General features: G+C 41.6%; 18 protein-coding genes. 11 read left to right on the forward strand and 7 right to left on the reverse strand.

What is annotated here, in order from left to right:
* Nucleotides 1-182 precede the first annotated feature (182 nt).
* From ACT3SX_RS08645 to ACT3SX_RS08660, 4 genes are all read left to right on the forward strand, one after another.
* Entirely contained in the window at nucleotides 183-992 is an 810-nt protein-coding gene (locus ACT3SX_RS08645; protein ID WP_192992373.1) for an acetoin reductase, read from the forward strand.
* Between the two features lie 206 nt (nucleotides 993-1,198).
* Nucleotides 1,199-1,774, forward strand: a complete 576-nt coding sequence (locus tag ACT3SX_RS08650) for an isochorismatase family protein (RefSeq protein ID WP_192520088.1) — start codon at nucleotides 1,199-1,201, stop codon at nucleotides 1,772-1,774.
* Nucleotides 1,775-2,074: 300 nt separating this feature from the next.
* The gene (locus tag ACT3SX_RS08655; RefSeq protein ID WP_192520087.1) at nucleotides 2,075-2,722 is read left to right on the forward strand and encodes an HD domain-containing protein; all 648 of its coding nucleotides are present in this window, start codon (nucleotides 2,075-2,077) and stop codon (nucleotides 2,720-2,722) included.
* Nucleotides 2,723-2,869: 147 nt separating this feature from the next.
* On the forward strand, nucleotides 2,870-3,469 hold the full coding sequence (locus ACT3SX_RS08660; RefSeq protein WP_442063471.1) for a DUF1287 domain-containing protein: 600 nt from the start codon (nucleotides 2,870-2,872) through the stop codon (nucleotides 3,467-3,469).
* Between the two features lie 149 nt (nucleotides 3,470-3,618).
* Here ACT3SX_RS08660 and asd read toward each other — a convergent pair whose 3' ends face one another.
* Nucleotides 3,619-4,455 (reverse strand): archaetidylserine decarboxylase, encoded by an 837-nt coding sequence (gene asd, locus ACT3SX_RS08665; protein ID WP_192520086.1) that lies wholly within the window; start codon nucleotides 4,453-4,455, stop codon nucleotides 3,619-3,621.
* Between the two features lie 112 nt (nucleotides 4,456-4,567).
* Between asd and dtd the strand changes: the two genes are divergently transcribed.
* The 3 genes from dtd (at nucleotide 4,568) to phoR (ending at nucleotide 7,022) form a co-directional block, all read left to right on the forward strand.
* The gene (gene dtd, locus ACT3SX_RS08670) at nucleotides 4,568-5,023 is read left to right on the forward strand and encodes a D-aminoacyl-tRNA deacylase (protein WP_192520085.1); all 456 of its coding nucleotides are present in this window, start codon (nucleotides 4,568-4,570) and stop codon (nucleotides 5,021-5,023) included.
* Between the two features lie 145 nt (nucleotides 5,024-5,168).
* Nucleotides 5,169-5,873: a phosphate regulon transcriptional regulator PhoB gene (gene phoB / locus ACT3SX_RS08675; protein ID WP_442062495.1), complete on the forward strand. Its 705-nt coding sequence runs from the start codon at nucleotides 5,169-5,171 to the stop codon at nucleotides 5,871-5,873.
* 63 nt (nucleotides 5,874-5,936) lie between these two features.
* Nucleotides 5,937-7,022: a phosphate regulon sensor histidine kinase PhoR gene (gene phoR, locus ACT3SX_RS08680; protein ID WP_225739251.1), complete on the forward strand. Its 1,086-nt coding sequence runs from the start codon at nucleotides 5,937-5,939 to the stop codon at nucleotides 7,020-7,022.
* Between the two features lie 7 nt (nucleotides 7,023-7,029).
* Here phoR and ACT3SX_RS08685 read toward each other — a convergent pair whose 3' ends face one another.
* Nucleotides 7,030-7,620 (reverse strand): M23 family metallopeptidase, encoded by a 591-nt coding sequence (locus ACT3SX_RS08685; protein ID WP_192520083.1) that lies wholly within the window; start codon nucleotides 7,618-7,620, stop codon nucleotides 7,030-7,032.
* A gap of 185 nt (nucleotides 7,621-7,805) precedes the next feature.
* Between ACT3SX_RS08685 and ACT3SX_RS08690 the strand changes: the two genes are divergently transcribed.
* Complete coding sequence (locus tag ACT3SX_RS08690; protein ID WP_192520082.1) at nucleotides 7,806-8,537, forward strand: putative quorum-sensing-regulated virulence factor; 732 nt, start codon at nucleotides 7,806-7,808, stop codon at nucleotides 8,535-8,537.
* 181 nt (nucleotides 8,538-8,718) lie between these two features.
* Nucleotides 8,719-9,396, forward strand: coding sequence for an LOG family protein (locus ACT3SX_RS08695; protein ID WP_192520081.1), 678 nt, complete (start codon nucleotides 8,719-8,721; stop codon nucleotides 9,394-9,396).
* A gap of 256 nt (nucleotides 9,397-9,652) precedes the next feature.
* Here ACT3SX_RS08695 and ACT3SX_RS08700 read toward each other — a convergent pair whose 3' ends face one another.
* From ACT3SX_RS08700 to ACT3SX_RS08710, 3 genes are all read right to left on the reverse strand, one after another.
* Nucleotides 9,653-11,200 (reverse strand): FAD-dependent oxidoreductase, encoded by a 1,548-nt coding sequence (locus ACT3SX_RS08700; protein ID WP_192520080.1) that lies wholly within the window; start codon nucleotides 11,198-11,200, stop codon nucleotides 9,653-9,655.
* 597 nt (nucleotides 11,201-11,797) lie between these two features.
* Nucleotides 11,798-12,895 (reverse strand): hypothetical protein, encoded by a 1,098-nt coding sequence (locus ACT3SX_RS08705; protein ID WP_442062492.1) that lies wholly within the window; start codon nucleotides 12,893-12,895, stop codon nucleotides 11,798-11,800.
* Between the two features lie 244 nt (nucleotides 12,896-13,139).
* Nucleotides 13,140-14,303: a YbfB/YjiJ family MFS transporter gene (locus ACT3SX_RS08710; RefSeq protein ID WP_192520491.1), complete on the reverse strand. Its 1,164-nt coding sequence runs from the start codon at nucleotides 14,301-14,303 to the stop codon at nucleotides 13,140-13,142.
* A gap of 128 nt (nucleotides 14,304-14,431) precedes the next feature.
* Between ACT3SX_RS08710 and ACT3SX_RS08715 the strand changes: the two genes are divergently transcribed.
* Nucleotides 14,432-15,265: a LysR family transcriptional regulator gene (locus ACT3SX_RS08715; protein WP_192520492.1), complete on the forward strand. Its 834-nt coding sequence runs from the start codon at nucleotides 14,432-14,434 to the stop codon at nucleotides 15,263-15,265.
* Between the two features lie 312 nt (nucleotides 15,266-15,577).
* Complete coding sequence (locus ACT3SX_RS08720) at nucleotides 15,578-15,847, forward strand: type B 50S ribosomal protein L31 (RefSeq protein ID WP_192520493.1); 270 nt, start codon at nucleotides 15,578-15,580, stop codon at nucleotides 15,845-15,847.
* 198 nt (nucleotides 15,848-16,045) lie between these two features.
* On the opposite strand, the gene ACT3SX_RS08725 is transcribed toward ACT3SX_RS08720, so the two are convergent.
* Nucleotides 16,046-16,864: an SGNH/GDSL hydrolase family protein gene (locus ACT3SX_RS08725; RefSeq protein ID WP_192520494.1), complete on the reverse strand. Its 819-nt coding sequence runs from the start codon at nucleotides 16,862-16,864 to the stop codon at nucleotides 16,046-16,048.
* Nucleotides 16,858-18,255 (reverse strand): nicotinate phosphoribosyltransferase, encoded by a 1,398-nt coding sequence (locus ACT3SX_RS08730; protein ID WP_192520495.1) that lies wholly within the window; start codon nucleotides 18,253-18,255, stop codon nucleotides 16,858-16,860. The genes ACT3SX_RS08725 and ACT3SX_RS08730 overlap by 7 nt, the downstream gene beginning before the upstream one ends.
* Between the last annotated feature and the right edge of the window lie 48 nt (nucleotides 18,256-18,303).

The raw sequence follows: 18,303 nt of genomic DNA on the forward strand, positions 1-18,303 counted from the left end.
TTCTAGAGAGTAGTTTTATTAAAAATCTAGTCGGAGTAAGCTTCTTTGTAAAGCTCGAAATAGTGAATGGAGCATTAAGTGTTTGTTTATGATAATCTGATAGAGTGCACTATAGACCTAAATAGTGATAACACAGACTAGCTATTTTTCTTAGGTAAACTAATAATAATACGAGGTCGATTATGTCAGACAATAAGAACACTCAAGCATCTAAGGCAACATCTACAAAAGTTGCAGTAGTCACAGGATCAGCAGTCGGTTTGGGGAATGCAATTGCGACACGGTTAGCGAATGACGGTTTCAAAGTTGTGCTACATGATATCAATGAAGAGAACCTTAAAAAGGCAGAGAAGAAGTTAGTTGATGCTGGTTTTGACGTTAGCGCGGTAGTAGGTAATGTGCTAAAACGTGATGACCAGTTTAATGTGGTGAAACATGCGGTAGATAAATTTGGTCGCTTAGACGTCTTTGTTAATAATGCAGGTGTAGAATCTGTATCTCCTTTTTTAGAAATTGAAGAATCTGAGATTGATCGGGTACTCGATATTAATGTGAAAGGGGTTGTCTTTGGTACACAAGCTGCTGCTGAACAAATGAAAACTCAAGAAGGTATTGGCAAGATTATTAATGCTTGTAGCATCGCTGGTCACGAAGGTTATGAGATGTTAAGCCTTTACTGTGCCAGTAAATTTGCTGTACGTGCGTTTACTTATGCGACTGCTAAAGAGTTGGCGAAGTATGATATCCGTGTCAATGCTTATTGCCCAGGGGTAGCTGATACGCCGATGTGGGAGCGAATCGATCAAGCGTTCGTTGACCATAAAGGTTATGAGCCTAAGCAAGCTTGGACAGAATTCACGAGTGGGATTTTGGCTGGTCGTCCACAACAGCCCAATGATGTCGCAAACTTAGTATCATTTTTAGCATCGGAAGACTCAGATTATATCACTGGGCAAACCATTTTAACGGATGGTGGTATGGTGTTTAGATAAGATCACCAAGTGATACATGGTTGAATATCAAACCTAAGTTTAAACAATCTAAAATAATGCAGTCAAAAAGGAAAGGCCTTACATTTATTGTGAGGCCTTTTTTATCTTATTGATAACCTGAAGACATCGCCATTGACGCACTGAATAAAGTATGACTAAATAAGTGTAAAGCGAATCAACAATGCCAGTTGTACAAGGAGTGTACTATGTCTACTATGATTACCGAACGTACTTATCGAATCGCCCGTGAAAACACGCAAGCCATGATTATCGATGTACAAGAGCGACTCACCCCGCATATCTATGACCACGAAAATATTGTTAAAAAAACCGTGACGCTTATCAAAGGTCTGCAAGCGCTCAATGTCCCCATTATGCTCAATGAGCAATACAAAAAAGGCCTAGGTGAGACTTTGCCGGAGATACGTGAGGTATTAGAAGGTAATAATGCTAAAAGCTTTGAAAAAGTAACCTTTAGCGCTTGTGATAACGATGATTCATGGCATTACCTAGCGCAGCAGAATCGCAGTATTGTTTTATTATTTGGTGTAGAAACACATGTTTGCGTGTTACAGACCGCTCTTGATTTATTAGACAATGGCATGCAGCCCGTGATTATTGGAGATGCAGTTGGCTCGCGTTTTCCGTACGACAAAAAACAAGCCATTCGCCGCATTCGCCGTGCTGGTGGTGTGATTACTACTGTTGAAACCATTTTGTTTGAGCTGTGTCGCTCAAGTCGTGATCCTGCCTTTAAAACCATTAGTAACTTGATCAAGTAGCTTGTGATATGAGGTATTATTGAGCCAGTATTGAGCGGTCAGAGTTATGCAGGCCTTTATTAATAAGCATTTATTAACACGCCCTAATAAACCTCGACTAATAAGAGGTTGCAAATAGTCGTGAACGAGATAGCGCTTGATAGTATCAGCGCTATTTTTATATCTAGAGTGTGTCCTCATTTAAAAACAGTGATAAAAATAGAGTCAACGTAAGGTACCGTTTAATACCATGTATAATAGACATTATTGTGTTCAAAAGACCTTAAGCTAAAGCAACTCATAGAAAAACTAGAGAACAGTATGTCAGTAGCCACTCCAGCATCATCAATTAAGCCTCCATCATTGACTGATTCCAATCGCGCTCAGCGCATTAAGATAGATGATGTGACGCATTTTTTATTAGAGTTGGACGCCCTAAAACGCGTTAATCGTCGCAGCTATGTCACAGGTACCACTCGCTTAGAAAACTCTGCCGAGCATTCTTGGCATTTGGCTATGGCCTGCTGGTCTATCGCTGAGCAGTTTGAGCTGGATGTCAATCATGAAAAGTTATTAAAGCTGGCACTGGTACATGATTTGGGTGAGATTGATGCCGGTGATACCTTTCTTTATGCGAGCAGCCGTAGTACTGCACACGTTGAAGAGCGCGAAGGCATTGCTCGATTGCAAGCGGAGCGTGGCAATGGTATTGCAGATTTATGCGAGGTCTGGGAGGAGCAAGAAACGGGCGATAGCAAAGAGGCTCAGCTGCTAAAAGTGGTTGATCGACTGTTGCCTTTTTTACTCAATCTAAATACTGAAGGAAAAACATGGATTGAGCTAGGTGTTACGCGCTCGCAAGTGAGCGGTGCACATGATTTTATCAAAGACAGCTTCCCTAGTATTCATGACTGGTTAGCAGAAAATATTAGATACGCGACTCAGCAGGGGTGGTTGCTTGACTTGTGAATGTTCAACACGGCTTAGTTTTAAGTTTTTCTAACATATTTCTAGGTGGATGGTTGGATTGCTTAAAGATTTTACAACTTACTTATTCTTTGTACGTGTTAGTGTACTAGGATATAGTTTCAATGAAAAAGAGATGGTTAAATGAGAATGTCTGTAACTTATAAAACACTATGCAAATCACTGGTTTTAGTCAGTGCATTGGGTTTGGCGCAAATATCTCAAGCAACAACCTCCGTAAGCAGTGGTGATAAATTGGCAAATGATGCCAAAAAGCAAATCGGCGTTACCACTAGTTATGATCCTGCTTATCGTAAATTGGATTTTCCGCGTGGTGATGTACCGATAGAAACAGGTGTCTGTACGGATGTCGTCATTAGAGCTTATCGCCTGCAAAATATCGATCTACAGCAATTGGTCAATCATGACATGAAGTCCAACTGGTCAAGCTATCCAAAAAACTGGGGGTTAAAGTCGACGGACAAAAACATCGATCATCGCCGTGTACCCAATCTTGAAGCGTTTTTTGATCGCCATGGACAGACATTATCGATTACCGATAAAGACAGTTTTCAAGCAGGAGATATCGTGTCATGGCGCTTGCCGAATGGTAATTTACCACATATAGGTATCGTCTCAGACAAATTAGCCCCCGATGGCACTCCGATGATTATTCATAATATCGGACGCGGTACACAAGAAGAAAACATCCTATTTGCTTATCCTATTCATAAGCATTTTCGATATTAAGAGACTTTTAATATTGAAAGGTTTTCGGTACTGAAGCGCTTTCGATATGAGCATGAACCATCTTAGTATCAGCTAAAGTCAGCAAAGAGCCCAGTTAGACGCAAATCATGACGTCTAACTGGGCTTTAGTTTTTGTACGAAAGGACACTTTACTTGGTATTGATATTGCCCAATAACTGTCCCATTTGCACCACACTATTGGCTTTCATACTGTCTTGCCAGTCAGCCTTTGCGGCTTTTGGCAATACGACAATCGCCGTTGAGCCTAAGTAAAAACGGCCAAGTTCATCGCCTTTCTCAAAGCTCATGTCATGCTCTGCTTCTTGAATATCCTGAGTACGGGCAATCTTGCCTGTCGCTACTGTCTCGATACCAGCGACAATCATCGCCCCAACCATCACCACAGCGGCTTTACCGTAGGCTGTATCAAATATACAAACCAAGCGCTCATTGCGCGCAAACAAGTCAGGTATGTTAGCTGCCGTGGTGGTATTGACTGAAAACAGCGTACCTGGTACGTAGCGTGTCTTGGTCAAGGTGCCCGCGAATGGCATATGGACACGATGATAATTACTAGGTGCTAGATAGACGGTCGCAAAGCTACCATCAGCAAAATAGCTACCATCTTCGCTGTCGGCGAGTAGCTGCCCGACGTCATAGTAGCGTCCTTTGGCTTGGAGCAGTTTATGGTTGTCAATCTGACCGAGTTGAGAGATGATACCATCCGCAGGGCTGACAATACCGTCAACTGTGGTGTCGATAGGGCGAACATTTTCTTTGAGCTCACGAGTAAAAAAGTCATTAAAACTTTCATAAGCGTTAAGGCTTTGGCGCTCATATTCGTCCAAGCTGACATGGTATGCCTTTGCAAAACTACGGATAAAAGCACGTTTGACGTAAGGGTGTCGACTGGCAGCCAAACGTCCAGCAACTTTACTTAGCTGTTGTTGTGGGACAAGCTGTTGCAAAGTGGTGAATAAATTCATAATGAGGTTACCAAAATAGAGTTTGATGTAATAATTAATAGGCAAGTGAGTGGCTGCATTTTACCATGGACAGCATATTATTGTATGAGCATAATCTGTAAGGAGTCAGTAAATGAAAGCACTAATACAAAGAGTAAAGGGTGCGAGTGTTACTATCGATGGACACTGTGTCGGTAATATTGAGCAAGGTGTGTTGGCATATATTGGTTTGGGTCACGATGATACGCTACAAAGTGCGCAGAAAATGATCGATAAAATTCTGACTTATCGTATCTTTGAAAATGATGAGAACCCTGCTAAATATGGTAAATTAGATAAAAACCTCCAACAAGTAGGTGGTGGGTTATTACTAGTCTCACAATTTACTCTAATGGCAAAGACAGACAAAGGGCGTCGTCCTGACTTTGGCAATGCCATGGCCCCTGATGCCGCACGAGCGTTGTTTGCACAATTGGTCGCCTATGCACAGGTGCAGCATTCTCAGGTCGCTACTGGTCAGTTTGGTGCTGATATGCAAGTATTGAGTATCAATGATGGGCCGTTGAATTTTTTATTAGAAGTAAATTAAACACTTGGATTTGATATTAAGAAAAGGCAGTTAAAACAAATGTCATTAAGCTGTCATAATTAATCCGTCTAATAGATAAAATCTGGCGAGCAACTAGCGCCTATTTTTTAGGGTAAGTTTTGTCCTCTAACGCTGAGAATACCGTATGTATAATGAGCAAATTTTAATTGTTGAAGATGAGCCTGCGATTCGTGAAATGATTGTTATGACGCTAGATATGGCAGGGTTTGATAGCTTGCAGGCAGTTGACGTATCAGAAGCGCATCAACAAGTGGTTGATCATAGACCTGCGCTTATTTTATTAGATTGGATGCTCCCTGGCGACAAAAGTGGCGTTGATTTTTGCCGTATGCTCAAAAACGACGAAATGCTTTCTGAAATCCCTGTCATTATGTTGACGGCTAAAAGTGAAGAAGATAGCAAAGTTCATGGTCTCGATGCGGGTGCTGATGACTATATGACCAAGCCATTCTCTACACGTGAGCTGATCTCTAGAATCAAAGCTGTACTACGTCGCAGTAGTGCGCTGAGTAGTGATAAGCCTATCGAAGTTGGAAAGCTAAGTTTAGACACCAAAAGCCAGCGCGTGACAGCTGCTGGTAAAGTCATCGATGTCGGCCCCACTGAGTATCGATTGCTGGCATTTTTTATGAGCCACCCAGAGCGTGCCTATACGCGGACACAGCTGCTAGATCAGGTATGGGGCGGCAATGTCTATATTGAAGATAGAACCGTTGATGTACACATTAAGCGTTTGCGCACGTTATTGCGCCCGCATCAGTGTGATACGTTGATACAAACGGTGCGTGGTATAGGCTATCGATTTTCTAGCTTTATTGAACCAACTTGATTTACGATAAAAAGTGTCATAGCAATTGCAACGTAATATAGTGAATAGTGCTAAGGATGACGGATGAGCGTGATAATGCCAATAGAAAATGAGCAACAGGGTGCGTTAGAGCCAGCCGCCCAGCAGAATGCGACAGCACAACTTAAAAAGATCAGTAGCGCCGTACAAGCGCTACGAGATGCAGTTATTTTACTGAATAATGATGATGGATTAGAGTGGTGGAATCAAGCGGCAGAAGATTTACTCCTATTACAAGCAAGGTCTAAAGGTCAAAGTATTTTTGACTTTGTGAGTGCGCCTGAGTTTCGTGAATACTATCATTCGATACCCATACCGAACGATGGTGTTCATATAGAGTCATGGCGAGATGCTAAGCGTTACCTAAAGTGCGAAATAACGCCGTTCGGTGATGAAAAACTACTCATTATTTATGATGTGACGCGCTTACAGCATTTAGAGGAAATGCGCCGCGATTTTGTGGCCAATGTCTCACATGAGCTGCGTACACCATTGACAGTGATGATGGGCTATCTAGAAAACTTCTCACATCAGCCTGATATGCCGCCACAGTGGCGACGTGGTTTTGAGCTGATGACCCAGCAGACAGCACGCATGAATAGAATCGTAAATGATTTACTGCTACTATCTCGCATCGAAATCGAAGAAACTCATGAGTTCAATTATATTAATATGACCAAGCTGCTGACGCATGTATATGATGATGCGCAAGCCTATAACCAAGCGTATGGTCATACTATTCATTTACAGATAGACACTTATGATGGGCTACAAGGCTCAGAGATGTACTTAAATAGTGCATTATCTAACTTAGTGATTAACGCTATCAAATATACGCCAAAAGGTGGTGACATATCCATCAGCTGGACGAAGACGTCAGAGGGCTGTAAGTTTGCTGTTGAAGATAATGGTATTGGTATTGCCCCTGAGCATATCGCACGTTTGACAGAGCGTTTTTATCGCATTGATAAAGGGCGTAGTCGTGCGACTGGTGGCACAGGACTGGGCTTGGCAATTGTAAAACATGTGTTGTATCAACATGAGGCCAATTTGCAAATTGACTCGGTAGAAGGCGTTGGTTCGACATTTAGCATGGTGTTTCCAGCCACTTACGTTAGATCTGCACCCTAAACAGACCTTACTTTTTTTGCAACAGTGGGTATGGGTTAACGGCACTACCGTTAATATAGATGCCGTAATGAAGGTGGGGTGGTGTACCTTTGGCATTGCCACTATCGCCTACATAACCAATCGTATCGCCAACGTCTACCCAGTTGTCAGGAGCGATATCAGCATAGTCTTCTAAATGCGCATAGTAATGCCCTGCGCCGCCAGGCCCAACGACTACCACCACACGGCCGCCCAAATTATTCTCACCGACTTTACGGACGATGCCTTGCGTTGCTGACTGTATCGGAGTGCCGCGCGCTGCAAAAATATCAATACCCTCATGAGAGCGACCTTGACTGCGTGCTGCACCCCAAGTATCGGTTAGGTTTTGTCCTGGTAGTGGGTTCGGCAGGCTGTCTTCTGTAGGTAGCTCTTGTTGTAATAAACTGAGCTGTTGCCACTTGGCGACCACGAATGACTGTGTCTGTTGACTAATGCTGGGCAACAGCTTATCAAAGACAAATAGTAGCACGATTAACACAGCTGCCTTAATCAGTACGCTTAGTACGTGACCGAAAAATGAAGGCGTTGGTGGCTGCTCTCGTTTATCTGCTAGCATTGAGCTCTCTTAAGTGTCTTGTGATGTTTAACTTTTATTATAGAAGTCTTGTCACTTAAGGTCTGTATCGCATTGTTATCTATCATATTGTTATCTATGGCTTTTAACCCCATAAATATAGGACGTTATGAGTAAGGTCTGTTGAATATTTAGATACTGGGGCAGTTATTGATGGTGAATATGTTATGAGCGAGAATTCTGATAATAATGATGTCTCTGCTGGGGTTGAAACGGCGCTTATTATTGATACTGAAACGGATCAAGGTCGTGACCCAAGACCTATACAAGTAGCAACCATCAATGTGGCTACTGGGTTTGAGTGGATGCAGTACTTTAATAGTGGTCGCTCTATATCGCCCGTTGTTATCAAAGTTCATGGCATCACCGATGCCGATGTGGCCGGCTATGAGCGCTTTGATTTGGATAAGTTTGAGTTGCCGGCATATTTGATCGGTCATAATGTACGTTTCGATTGGCGAGTGATTGGTCAGCCATCTGCCAAGCTTATTTGTACTGTGCGGCTGGCACGGGTAGCCTTTCCTGAATGGCGCGCTTATGGGCAGTCCAAATGTATCGAGCAGTTATTGGGCAAAGGCGAGGCGAGCAGTATGACGATTGCCGCTCACGATGCGCTAGGTGATGTACGCATGTGTTTTTTGCTTTATAAAGCGTGCTGCAAGCGCTTAGAGATTGAGCCGACGGATTTTGCATTGGCACATGCTATTTCGAACAAAGCGACTCCTGTGAGCAAGATGCCATTTGGTAAGCATAAGGGCAAGCCAATTAAAGATGTACCTATCAGCTATGTTAAATGGATGATAGGCAACATTCACAACATACAGCCGTCTCTACATTCTGCACTGATTAAGCGTATTAATGCCGACACTCTAGCAAAAGAAAAAGTGAGCGCTAAATAAGATAGGCAGGCTATTTTACGTGTTGATAAATCGTTGTCACTACCCAAACACATCAGCTATGTTAAGATAAAAGCGCGATTATATAACAAGGTATTGCTCTGATCTCATACCTTGCGATAACGAAAACTATATACATAAAAACAAGTGAAAATTCATGTGTTGTCACTATTAAGGATGTTCTATGCAAATGAAAATTAACAACGATACTTATGAAGTCATTACCAGCCAAGATATTAGCAATATAGAAAAAGCAGTAGATAAATCAACGTTAACGATGCCATTGGTGGCCGTATATTGTGGATCGCGTTTGGGAAACAGCGACGTCTATGAAAAAGCGGCTCGTGAACTGGGTTTGGCACTGGCAAATAATGGCATGGGTTTGGTTTATGGTGGCGCGAGTATCGGGCTGATGGGTGCTGTTGCGGATGAAGTTGTCAAAGGGGATGCGCAAGCCGTTGGTGTGATTCCAACTTTTATGCTGAAGCACGAAATTGCTCATAATCAGTTAACACGTTTGCACCTGACAGATACCATGCACACCCGTAAAACAGTAATGGCAGAATATGCTGATGCTTTTATTACCTTACCGGGCGGCTTAGGTACATTAGAAGAAATCATGGAAATTGCAACGTGGCGACAGCTATATCAGCATGAAAAACCAATGATTATCCTGAATATTAATGGTTTCTATGATCGTATGATTGAGCACTTGAAATACACCACTGAGCAAGGTTTTATGAAGCAGCAAGATCTTGAGCGTTTGGTTGTATGTAATACTATTGATGACGCCATTGATCTACTTAAGACAGTGGTCACCATAGATTCTGCCGTCGATACAGAAAAGATGGTTGGTAACTAATAGATAAGGTCTCTACTATTTATAACCGTATTCTGAAATGAAAATCATGTGTTTTATAATGTATTGAACCCTATAAGGTATTGATTTTATTTTTTATAAAAAAGAGAGCATAGCTGATAGTTAGCTATCCTCTCTTTTTTTTCTTCAATTTTGGGACAGGTTTTGATTCAGACTATCATTAAAAGCAGTCGATCATAGACCTTACAAATCATAAAAGCCATTTATCATCGACAAGCGATTAACGTTCAGCCAGGTCTTAAGCTGATTCTGGAATACTATGATTGACACCAGCCATCGGTGACGGAAACCCACGTTGTTCAGCCAGTACATGGGCGACTTTATCAATCGCTGAGCTATCGTTTTGTGTCAAGTAAGGCCAATTATGAGTATAACGATTTTGGTTTTCTTTTGTGTCACGCTCAATCAAACCAAGCTCAACCAGCTCATCGACAACTTGATCTGCCGCAATCAAAGTCGATGACGCTTTGACATTCTCAGCACGTGCATAACGTATATTGGAGTATAAACTTACATCCGCAACACGTAGCGTATCGTCTTTCCCAGGTATCTGCTGTCCGCCATATAGCGCATTACCCACCGTACGCGCGCTGTGAAATGTCGGTACGAATTCGGCAACATAGTCGATAGCTTGCTGACTACGCGCTTGTAATGGTGCTTTGTCCCAGCCGTCTTCAATATAGTGTACGTATTGGGGTGGCAATTCGGGTTGCGCGCTGTCTTTGCTAGAGGCGACCAATCCATCATCAAACAGCGTGATAAATTTACTCATGCCGTGTATTTGAAAATAGCCACCCGGATAAGGTGTGAGCTGGGCCATACCCTCTGGTGTACCGCGACTACCATAGACGATAATCTCTGGGATTTGTCCGCCAGTATTGTCCCAATGCGTGATATAAGAAGATTTGAATTCAACCATGCGAGTTACTTTTACACCGACCATATCATCGATTATGCCAGTGCGAAAGCCGCAAGCATTGATTAAGTAATCGACTTCGATAGATTTGGTAGCGGAGTCACATTTCATGTTGGGTTTGTCATGAGATGCTTGCTGATAGTCGATACGCCATTTGGTGACATGGTGGTCTGCATTTGAGCAGTTTTCACAGTCGACAGGCATGACTTGCTGCACTTCAGTGTCAGTAAAGACATGGGCATGCGCATAGCTTTCTAACGCCAGTTGCGCAGAGGCGGCTAGTCGAAAAATATTCCAACCATACTCTTGTACAACAATCAGCGGATATTTAACTTTATTAAGGTCTAGATACTTAGCAACTGGTATCATCCACTCATCAACGGTAGTCGGTACAGCGACTTGCTCACGCTCAGAAAGCTCAATCAGCTGCTCGTGGCTATAGAGCTGATAGTAGTTCTCTGGCTCACCCAATACTTTATTACTGACGTCTTGAGCGATAAGCTCACGGTATGTATCTGTTAATATATCGAGGCGTGGCAGTAAATCTTCAGGCAAACCTTCATCGCGAGTTGGCACTGCAAATACCGTTGGACGGACATCAATGGTATGAGGATACAATCGCAAAATATCGATACATTGTTTGAGCAGTGTGACACAGTCTTCATCAGGAATTTCACGATACAAATTGCCACCTGCATGTAAATGGCACATCGGAGGGCCGTCAATTAGTGACTTGTTTTTTTCAAAAACATAAGTTTCTAGTCCTAATGCTGCAAGGCGAATAGCGATCGTTGCTCCTGCCGTCCCACCACCAAGAATACCAACGCGTTTGGCAGAATGCATTTGATTGTCAGTCATAGATTGAGTCATTGTTATTATCGTATCCTTAATATCATTTATAGCAGATCGTGATCGATATATTTATTGAATTTTTTGTACCTTAAATAACTTATAACTGTTGATATGCGTGCGAATTTTTTAAGTTCAATATACATATTAAGTAGTAATGGTGATATTTACTATTGTGTAGTGACTCTTAAGCACTATAGGGTTATTTTACGAAAAACTACATCTAATATGATGGCAAATAAGTAAATACATACATGAGTTTTGTCAATAATTGGTCATTTTTAGTACATTTAGACAGATATTTATTAGATTGAGCGCATATGCTGATTTTTAGTTAAAAAAAAGCAGCCATTATCGTGGCTGCTTTTTTATTTTTCTGAGTATCTAAGGAAGGTCTGTTTTCAATTCACTTGATAGTCATCTTAATAGACTCAGATGTTTAAGTCTTGTCAAACATCGTTAAATATATGATCAATACTCTACTATCATGTGCGCTACTTTTATTATTGGACGGAATATTATCTCATTTTCATCAACATTATTAATTTATAGACAAGTCTATCCAAGCTACAACAGAAGAGAAGTGGTTTGTAATAATATGCTTGTTAAAGGCTGCGCTTAATCAGTCTCCACAACTTTCTCTATAGTAGGTTCTTTTCTATACAAAGGGAAAAAATCTGAGTTCAAATCGTGTTTAGTAAAACGTTTGTTGGCGACTAATGCAGCATATTTTTCTGGATTGACGACCAGTCTATAGGTTTTAAATAATAATTCTCGTGAGCTAAATCCTTTTTTATATTCATATAAAGAATCTAGTTTAGAGCCTAAACCTCCACCAAAATGTAGTAGCTGATATTGATTTTCTCTGCCCCAACCACGCGCAACATGAGTAATCAGTTTGGATGGCTGCAAATTTGTATAGTCATTAAGTGTACCGCCAAGATGGAATTGCATGATGCCAGATTCTTTACAGAGGGTATATATAGATGACCCAATCGCTTTGCCATTTTGATAGGCTGTTATCAAGAGTATTCTGTCGTGAAGATTCTTAAATAAATTGAAGAAATAAGCATCATCAAAAAAGTAATATTGACATGCTTTGACATGCGCCATAGTTTCTTTATAAATTTTTGAAAACACCATGGCATTTTCTTTAGTTAATGGCTCAATCTTGGTCACAACATTCATTTTTAGAGCTTTTTTGATACCTCTGCGATGGCGATTTTGGGTTTCGCTCCAGTGTTGTTCTTCAGACTTATTTAGGTCAGATATTAATGTTAGCCCATGAGTTAAGGCTTGTCCAACAGTGGGTAGCCAATCTTTATTGATGATTGGGTGCAGGCGCATAAATAGAGAGACACAGCCTTTTTTAAAGAGACAGGCCCTTATTTCTGTTAGAATGATATCTAATTGGGCATCGGTTAGAGACTGGTCCATCACAGGACCACCGTAACCATAAGTAGATGTGGCATCCCAACACTCTGCATCTATTTCTCGTATGATAATAGGTAGAAATACTTTTTTGTTTTTATAGTGAGCGATGATACCTTGAGGAGTCCCTTTATCGATGACAGATGATGCCGTAATCCAACCAGATAAGTGGTAGACGTCAAAATTATAGTCTGATATTTGTTTATCCCATTCTTTATCTATACCTACAAACTCAACTTCTATTGTATCTGCATCAGTGACTAACGCAACTTCTGCTGTATCCATTTCTTTGATTCCTCAGTACTGAGTACTATATTCGTAAATTCTTATATATAAATATAACAATAAACTCTGAGGTTAACAAGAGTATTTACTTATTTTACTGAATATATGTTAGGTAGTAATAAAAGGGTAACTTTTATAATATGGAAAATAGCTCGTTCGATAGCTGCTTTATTTCATTCCAAAACATATTTTTAGGCTATTTTGAACATTTGCCTGGTAGTATGACATGAACTATTTTCTTTAGCTAAGGATGTTTCAAATTTAACAAGCTATATAAAAAAACTGTACCAACCATGACAACCGCTGCTGACAGGTATAGGCCTGGGTTATAACTTCCATAAATCTCGACAATATAACCAGTGCAGACGGGTGCTATAATTTGAGCCGCGCCATAAGACAATGTCATTGTTCCCATAAATTTGGCAGGATCACTGGGAAAAAACTTACCTGCCATTGTTAATACCAAGCTCACACAAGCGATGAAAGTGCCACCAAATAATAAGGCACTGACTATGGCAGTAGGTAAACTGTTGTTGAGAGCAGGTAGTATGATACCCGTTACCTGTAACAGATAGGCGGCAATGAGCGTTTTGAGATAACCAAATCTTCGAGCAATACGATCCCATATAAGTGCAGCGGGTATAGCAGCTAAGCCAATCAAAAGAAAAACCAAACCGCCTTGCCCTTGCAAACCTTTGGTACCTTCTACAATATCAACAATAAAAGTAGAGCTTACCGCGTAGCCATAACCAGCACAAAAGTAAGCGAGCATCATGAGTGACTTGAAAGTCTTACTGGGTGGGTTGTCCTTAACCACTTCTTGATTTTTATTTTCGGTGGAAGGATGTGGCATCCATAACCACGCAGGTACAGCAAAGACAATCGCCAAGACAGATAAGGCCAACCACTGCTGTTGCCAATCTGCTTCTAGCGCTTGTATTGCCTCAAACAATAACGAGGTGATGACGATGCTCAAACCTGCACCTGCAAAATGAATACCTAACTCAGCACGGTGGTTGTTTTTTACTAGCCATTTTAGTACCAATCCTGAAGCGATAATAAATCCACCCGAAGCACAGGTTCCAGCGAGGAATCTCAATATTGCCCAAGTGGTTATATCTGTGGTCAAAACCATGGTAGCAGAAGTGATGACACTCAAAACAAGATATATACGATGTAAGTTATATTTATAATTGAGATTATGCATACTCGCAGCAAGCAACACACCAAACATATAGCCCATAAAATTGGTGCTAGCCAACCATCCGCTACCTAGATCTGTTAAGCCCGCGCCTTCTTGCATAACGGGTAATAGCAGGCTATACGAAAACCTAGCAACACCTACGGTCACTATCAAACTACAAATTCCAGCAATGTATACACGGATTTTCGTGAGCTTTATAGACATTTTTATGACTTAATATAGGAAAGTGATTCACAAAGAATACGTGACTCTGTTAGTCTTAAAAATTGAATTATTTAGAACAAAAGATTCTTATTATAAGAAGTGTTTAATAAATGGATAAGGATGTCTATATGGAGATTTTGGGGCTAAAAACGTTTAAAGCGGTGGTTGATGAAGATGGCATTAAAGGCGCTGCTGAAAAACTGCATACCGTCCAGTCGAATATCACTAATCGTATCAAAAAGCTTGAAAGAGAGCTGGACACAAAGTTATTCAATATCGTTGGCAGAAAGTTGCAATTAACTCCTAGCGGCCGACAGCTGTGCGACTATGCCGATCAAATTTTACAATTAGAGTATCAGGCAACCTCGGCTATTTTGTGTAACAAAGACAGTTATGAATTAAGAATCGGTATGCCGGAAACCTTTGCGGCCGTTCATATGCCGTTGGCACTCAAACAACTTAAGTTAAATCATGCTGAGATTCGCGCTAAAATTCATACAGACACTAGTGATCGGTTGGTACTAGCTGTACTGAACCATAAAGTAGATTGTGCGGCAATCGGCAATCCACCTAAGCACAAAGATCTTGAGGTGATTCCTATTGTAAAAGAAACGCTAGTGATGGTGACGCCATTAGACAGTGAGCATGACCCTGTGCTATTGGTGCGTGATGAAGGGTGTGGTTACAGAACACAGGCGCTCATTTGGCAGCAGGAAGCAGGTAGAAGTAGTGATGAGCTGATGTTGATGAGCAGCGCCGATGGTGTCTTAGGTTGTACCGCTGCGGGGCTAGGATATACTATTATCGGCCAAAACATGGTGGTAGGTAGTCGATATGAAAAGTCATTGGTCATGACACCACTGAGTAATGGTGCAAAAAATGTCCAGCTATCGATTGTTTATCGTAAAGATAGCCCGCTATCATCAGGGATACTGACGCTCGCAAAATTGTTAACCGAATAATATGTCATGCTATTTTTAAGTCAGGCCTGACTGGTTTTTGTCAGTTTTGTATTCTTATATTATTAGGGTCTTAATATCAGATATGCTTGCGTCAAACACCAAAAAACGTTAAAATCGCGGTTTAATTTTCCCGCTGGGGAAAGGCTAAGTGAGCAGGGAAATGGTATTGGGTGCTGGAATAAGCCAGTGACGCAGTTGCCATACTTATAAATGCCCTTAGTGCCTCAGTTACGTATGTCATTATTGATTTTGCGTATCATAAAAGATACCGTCTAAAATCTCTATACATACATCGGACATAGAGAGCTTATTATGCGTAAAGATATCCATCCTAACTACCAAGAAGTTTTGTTCCACGACACTAACGCTGACGTTTTCTTTTTGACTCGTTCAACAGTTAAAACTAAAGCTACTCGTGAATATGAAGGTAAAGAATACCCATACTACCCACTTGATATTTCAAGTGCGTCACATCCATTCTATACTGGTGAGCAACGTAAAACTTCTACTGAAGGCCGTGTTGCTAGCTTCAACAAACGCTTTGGTGCGTTTGGTGGTCGTAGTAAGAAAGCTGCTGAGTAATTTATACCTATGGTATAAATACATCTCGATAAGCAATAAAAAACCGCTGATATTCAGCGGTTTTTTTATTTGAATTTTATAAGTAGCATTATAGTCAAAGCACTCTGTAATGGATACAAGACAGCCAACTGTATAAGTAGTACCTTTAAGTAGGGTAATGCTATAGTGGCTCAGTGGCTCGCTGACTGTATGTAAGTTTTAGGCAGTGGTAGTTTCTATTGCTTGTACAATCTGCTCTGATAATTGCTGCGCCCAATAGCCATACATAAGACTGCTAGGGTGAAAGCCATCACTGGCAAACATTACAGCAATATCGATAGGCGTGCCATTAGAGTGTTCTTCTATCATCCGTGCAAAGTCAGTTGCCATATAGTTGACACCATCATGATCGGCACAGATTTTTTGCAATACTGTGTCGAGCATTGAGGCTTTCGCACCAACAAAGTTATTGAGTGGAGTAGGTATTGCAGGCATTTGTGCCATCGGTGGTAGACTTGAAAAAATCAATTCTCGCACACCAAATTTACGCTGAGCAATAGCAATGATATCTTCAATCTGCTGCTGCCATTTGTGTGTAGAAACATTAGAAGTAGTGTCATTGACGCCAACACTTAGTACCATCACATCAACGGGTTGACTAGGCATAGGCAAAATATATAGCCTACGAAGGATATCAAAGCTGGTATGGCCAGTCGTTGCTTGCAATGACCATATCAGCTCCTCAAACTGAGTATTGATGGTGGGCTGCTGTGTTAGGATTGGAATGAGCTTGCCGACTAGGGCTTCCTGCTGTGACGCACTACCAACACCAGCGGCGGCCGAGTCACCAACAACCATTAAGTTTAGCGTGGTTTTTTTGACATCCGTAGACTGGTTTAGTTTGACACGACCATTCCTTTCCCCATTTGGCTCAGGCAATCTAACGGTATCTCGCTTGATTTTTCGTCCTTGATAGAGGTAGACCGGGGCAAGTAAAATATCCTTTGCGACAGAAGTTAGCTTATTGGTTTTTACCATCCTGCACGCTCCCGAATAGTCGTCAGACTGTCTTCGACTAATAGCTTGCCATCGACATAGACATCCCGTAGTAGGTTGTCTGCATCAGTTACCAATTCATCGGCCTTGATAGTTGTTAGCTGTCCGTCAGCGTTTTGGACTAAAGCCAAGCGACCTTTTTTTGAGCGTTTCGAGAGGCTAGTGATAGGATCTTTATAAATGTCTTTCCATACGCCATCGATAGAGATAGCACTGGCTTTCATTGCCCAGCTCATGGTATCGCGATTGACTTGCTGTAATAGACCGCCACCCATACCGAATGTGACATTATCTGCGCTAAAGCCTGCTTTTAATATGACATTAATAATCTTGGTCAAGCTTTGCGGGCTAATACCATCCCCTTGGATGATTCGTACATAATCAGGTAGTACCTTATAACCTTTACTATTAATAGTTGTCCCGAACTTCACTGCCAAACGCTCTAATGCTTCACGGACTACTTTGGTAGGCTCACCACTGTCTGGTCTAATAACCAGTGTACCGCCCATATTTTTCACGTCGTCTTTTAGGCTGCCACCCCAAATGTTATCGATGGCGTTCCATAGATCGTAGCTGTCAGACACCACCGAAAATGCTTTGCCTTCACCACCAAACTGCTCGATCATATTGGCAAAGGCAGCGGTTTCGCCATCGCGGCCCCATGCTGTCATGGTACTGTGTTCAGCCGCAGGGATAGAAAACGCTGGCATATCTTGGCCCATCTGATACCAACGACTGGCAGCTATTAACGCCGCCATTGAGTCTGTACCCGCAAAGTTCACCAAATGTGCCAAGCTACCGAGTGCTACAGACTCCTGACTAGATGCACCACGTGAGCCGAAATCATGCAGCCTAAAAGTAAGCGAATCTGTGTTATCTGCTGATTTTTCTAATGCTTTACGGATGATATTTTTACAATAATGCGAGACACTAGCGACCGTTGATGGATACCAAATCGCACGTAATAGAGCAGTTTCGATATAGCTTGGTAACCAGTAAAACTCAGGGTCGGTATTGATGACCTGACAGACCACGTTAGATACTGGCACGATGCTACCTTCGGGGACAGCTTCGATACGCAACGGCAGGTAGCCGCCGTGTTTGTCCACCAAACGCTCCCAACCAGCACGGTTAAAGGTCAAGCCGTGTGCTTGAATGACCATTTCGGCTTCATCGATATCTTGATGGGTAATGGGGGTGCTTAGGTATTCTTTGATAAAGGCTTGCAAGCCAAAAAACATCACATCATAGTCGCCTTTACGGGCTTCTATGTAGCTCGACAGATACTCACTACCGCTTGGGTATTGCACCCAATGTGAGGTTTTATAGCTATCACTATTAAGGATTAAATTATTTAAATTACTGGTATACATCACAGAACTCCTCTGCTTTGAAATGCCATAGCTGATTTGATAAAAAAC

Origin of the sequence: Psychrobacter sp. AOP31-B2-9, assembly GCF_052378005.1 — a bacterium.
Taxonomy (GTDB): Bacteria; Pseudomonadota; Gammaproteobacteria; order Pseudomonadales; family Moraxellaceae; genus Psychrobacter.

Coding starts and splice junctions, on each gene's coding strand:
- ACT3SX_RS08695 (WP_192520081.1), top strand. CDS start 8,719: ATGCAAATGAAAATTAACAACGATACTTATGAAGTCATTACCAGCCAA.
- phoB (WP_442062495.1), top strand. CDS start 5,169: ATGTATAATGAGCAAATTTTAATTGTTGAAGATGAGCCTGCGATTCGT.
- ACT3SX_RS08655 (WP_192520087.1), top strand. CDS start 2,075: ATGTCAGTAGCCACTCCAGCATCATCAATTAAGCCTCCATCATTGACT.
- ACT3SX_RS08685 (WP_192520083.1), bottom strand. CDS start 7,620: ATGCTAGCAGATAAACGAGAGCAGCCACCAACGCCTTCATTTTTCGGT.
- ACT3SX_RS08650 (WP_192520088.1), top strand. CDS start 1,199: ATGTCTACTATGATTACCGAACGTACTTATCGAATCGCCCGTGAAAAC.
- ACT3SX_RS08730 (WP_192520495.1), bottom strand. CDS start 18,255: ATGTATACCAGTAATTTAAATAATTTAATCCTTAATAGTGATAGCTAT.
- ACT3SX_RS08690 (WP_192520082.1), top strand. CDS start 7,806: ATGAGCGAGAATTCTGATAATAATGATGTCTCTGCTGGGGTTGAAACG.
- ACT3SX_RS08720 (WP_192520493.1), top strand. CDS start 15,578: ATGCGTAAAGATATCCATCCTAACTACCAAGAAGTTTTGTTCCACGAC.
- ACT3SX_RS08715 (WP_192520492.1), top strand. CDS start 14,432: ATGGAGATTTTGGGGCTAAAAACGTTTAAAGCGGTGGTTGATGAAGAT.
- phoR (WP_225739251.1), top strand. CDS start 5,937: ATGAGCGTGATAATGCCAATAGAAAATGAGCAACAGGGTGCGTTAGAG.
- ACT3SX_RS08700 (WP_192520080.1), bottom strand. CDS start 11,200: ATGACTCAATCTATGACTGACAATCAAATGCATTCTGCCAAACGCGTT.
- dtd (WP_192520085.1), top strand. CDS start 4,568: ATGAAAGCACTAATACAAAGAGTAAAGGGTGCGAGTGTTACTATCGAT.
- ACT3SX_RS08645 (WP_192992373.1), top strand. CDS start 183: ATGTCAGACAATAAGAACACTCAAGCATCTAAGGCAACATCTACAAAA.
- ACT3SX_RS08660 (WP_442063471.1), top strand. CDS start 2,870: ATGTCTGTAACTTATAAAACACTATGCAAATCACTGGTTTTAGTCAGT.
- asd (WP_192520086.1), bottom strand. CDS start 4,455: ATGAATTTATTCACCACTTTGCAACAGCTTGTCCCACAACAACAGCTA.
- ACT3SX_RS08725 (WP_192520494.1), bottom strand. CDS start 16,864: ATGGTAAAAACCAATAAGCTAACTTCTGTCGCAAAGGATATTTTACTT.
- ACT3SX_RS08705 (WP_442062492.1), bottom strand. CDS start 12,895: ATGGATACAGCAGAAGTTGCGTTAGTCACTGATGCAGATACAATAGAA.
- ACT3SX_RS08710 (WP_192520491.1), bottom strand. CDS start 14,303: ATGTCTATAAAGCTCACGAAAATCCGTGTATACATTGCTGGAATTTGT.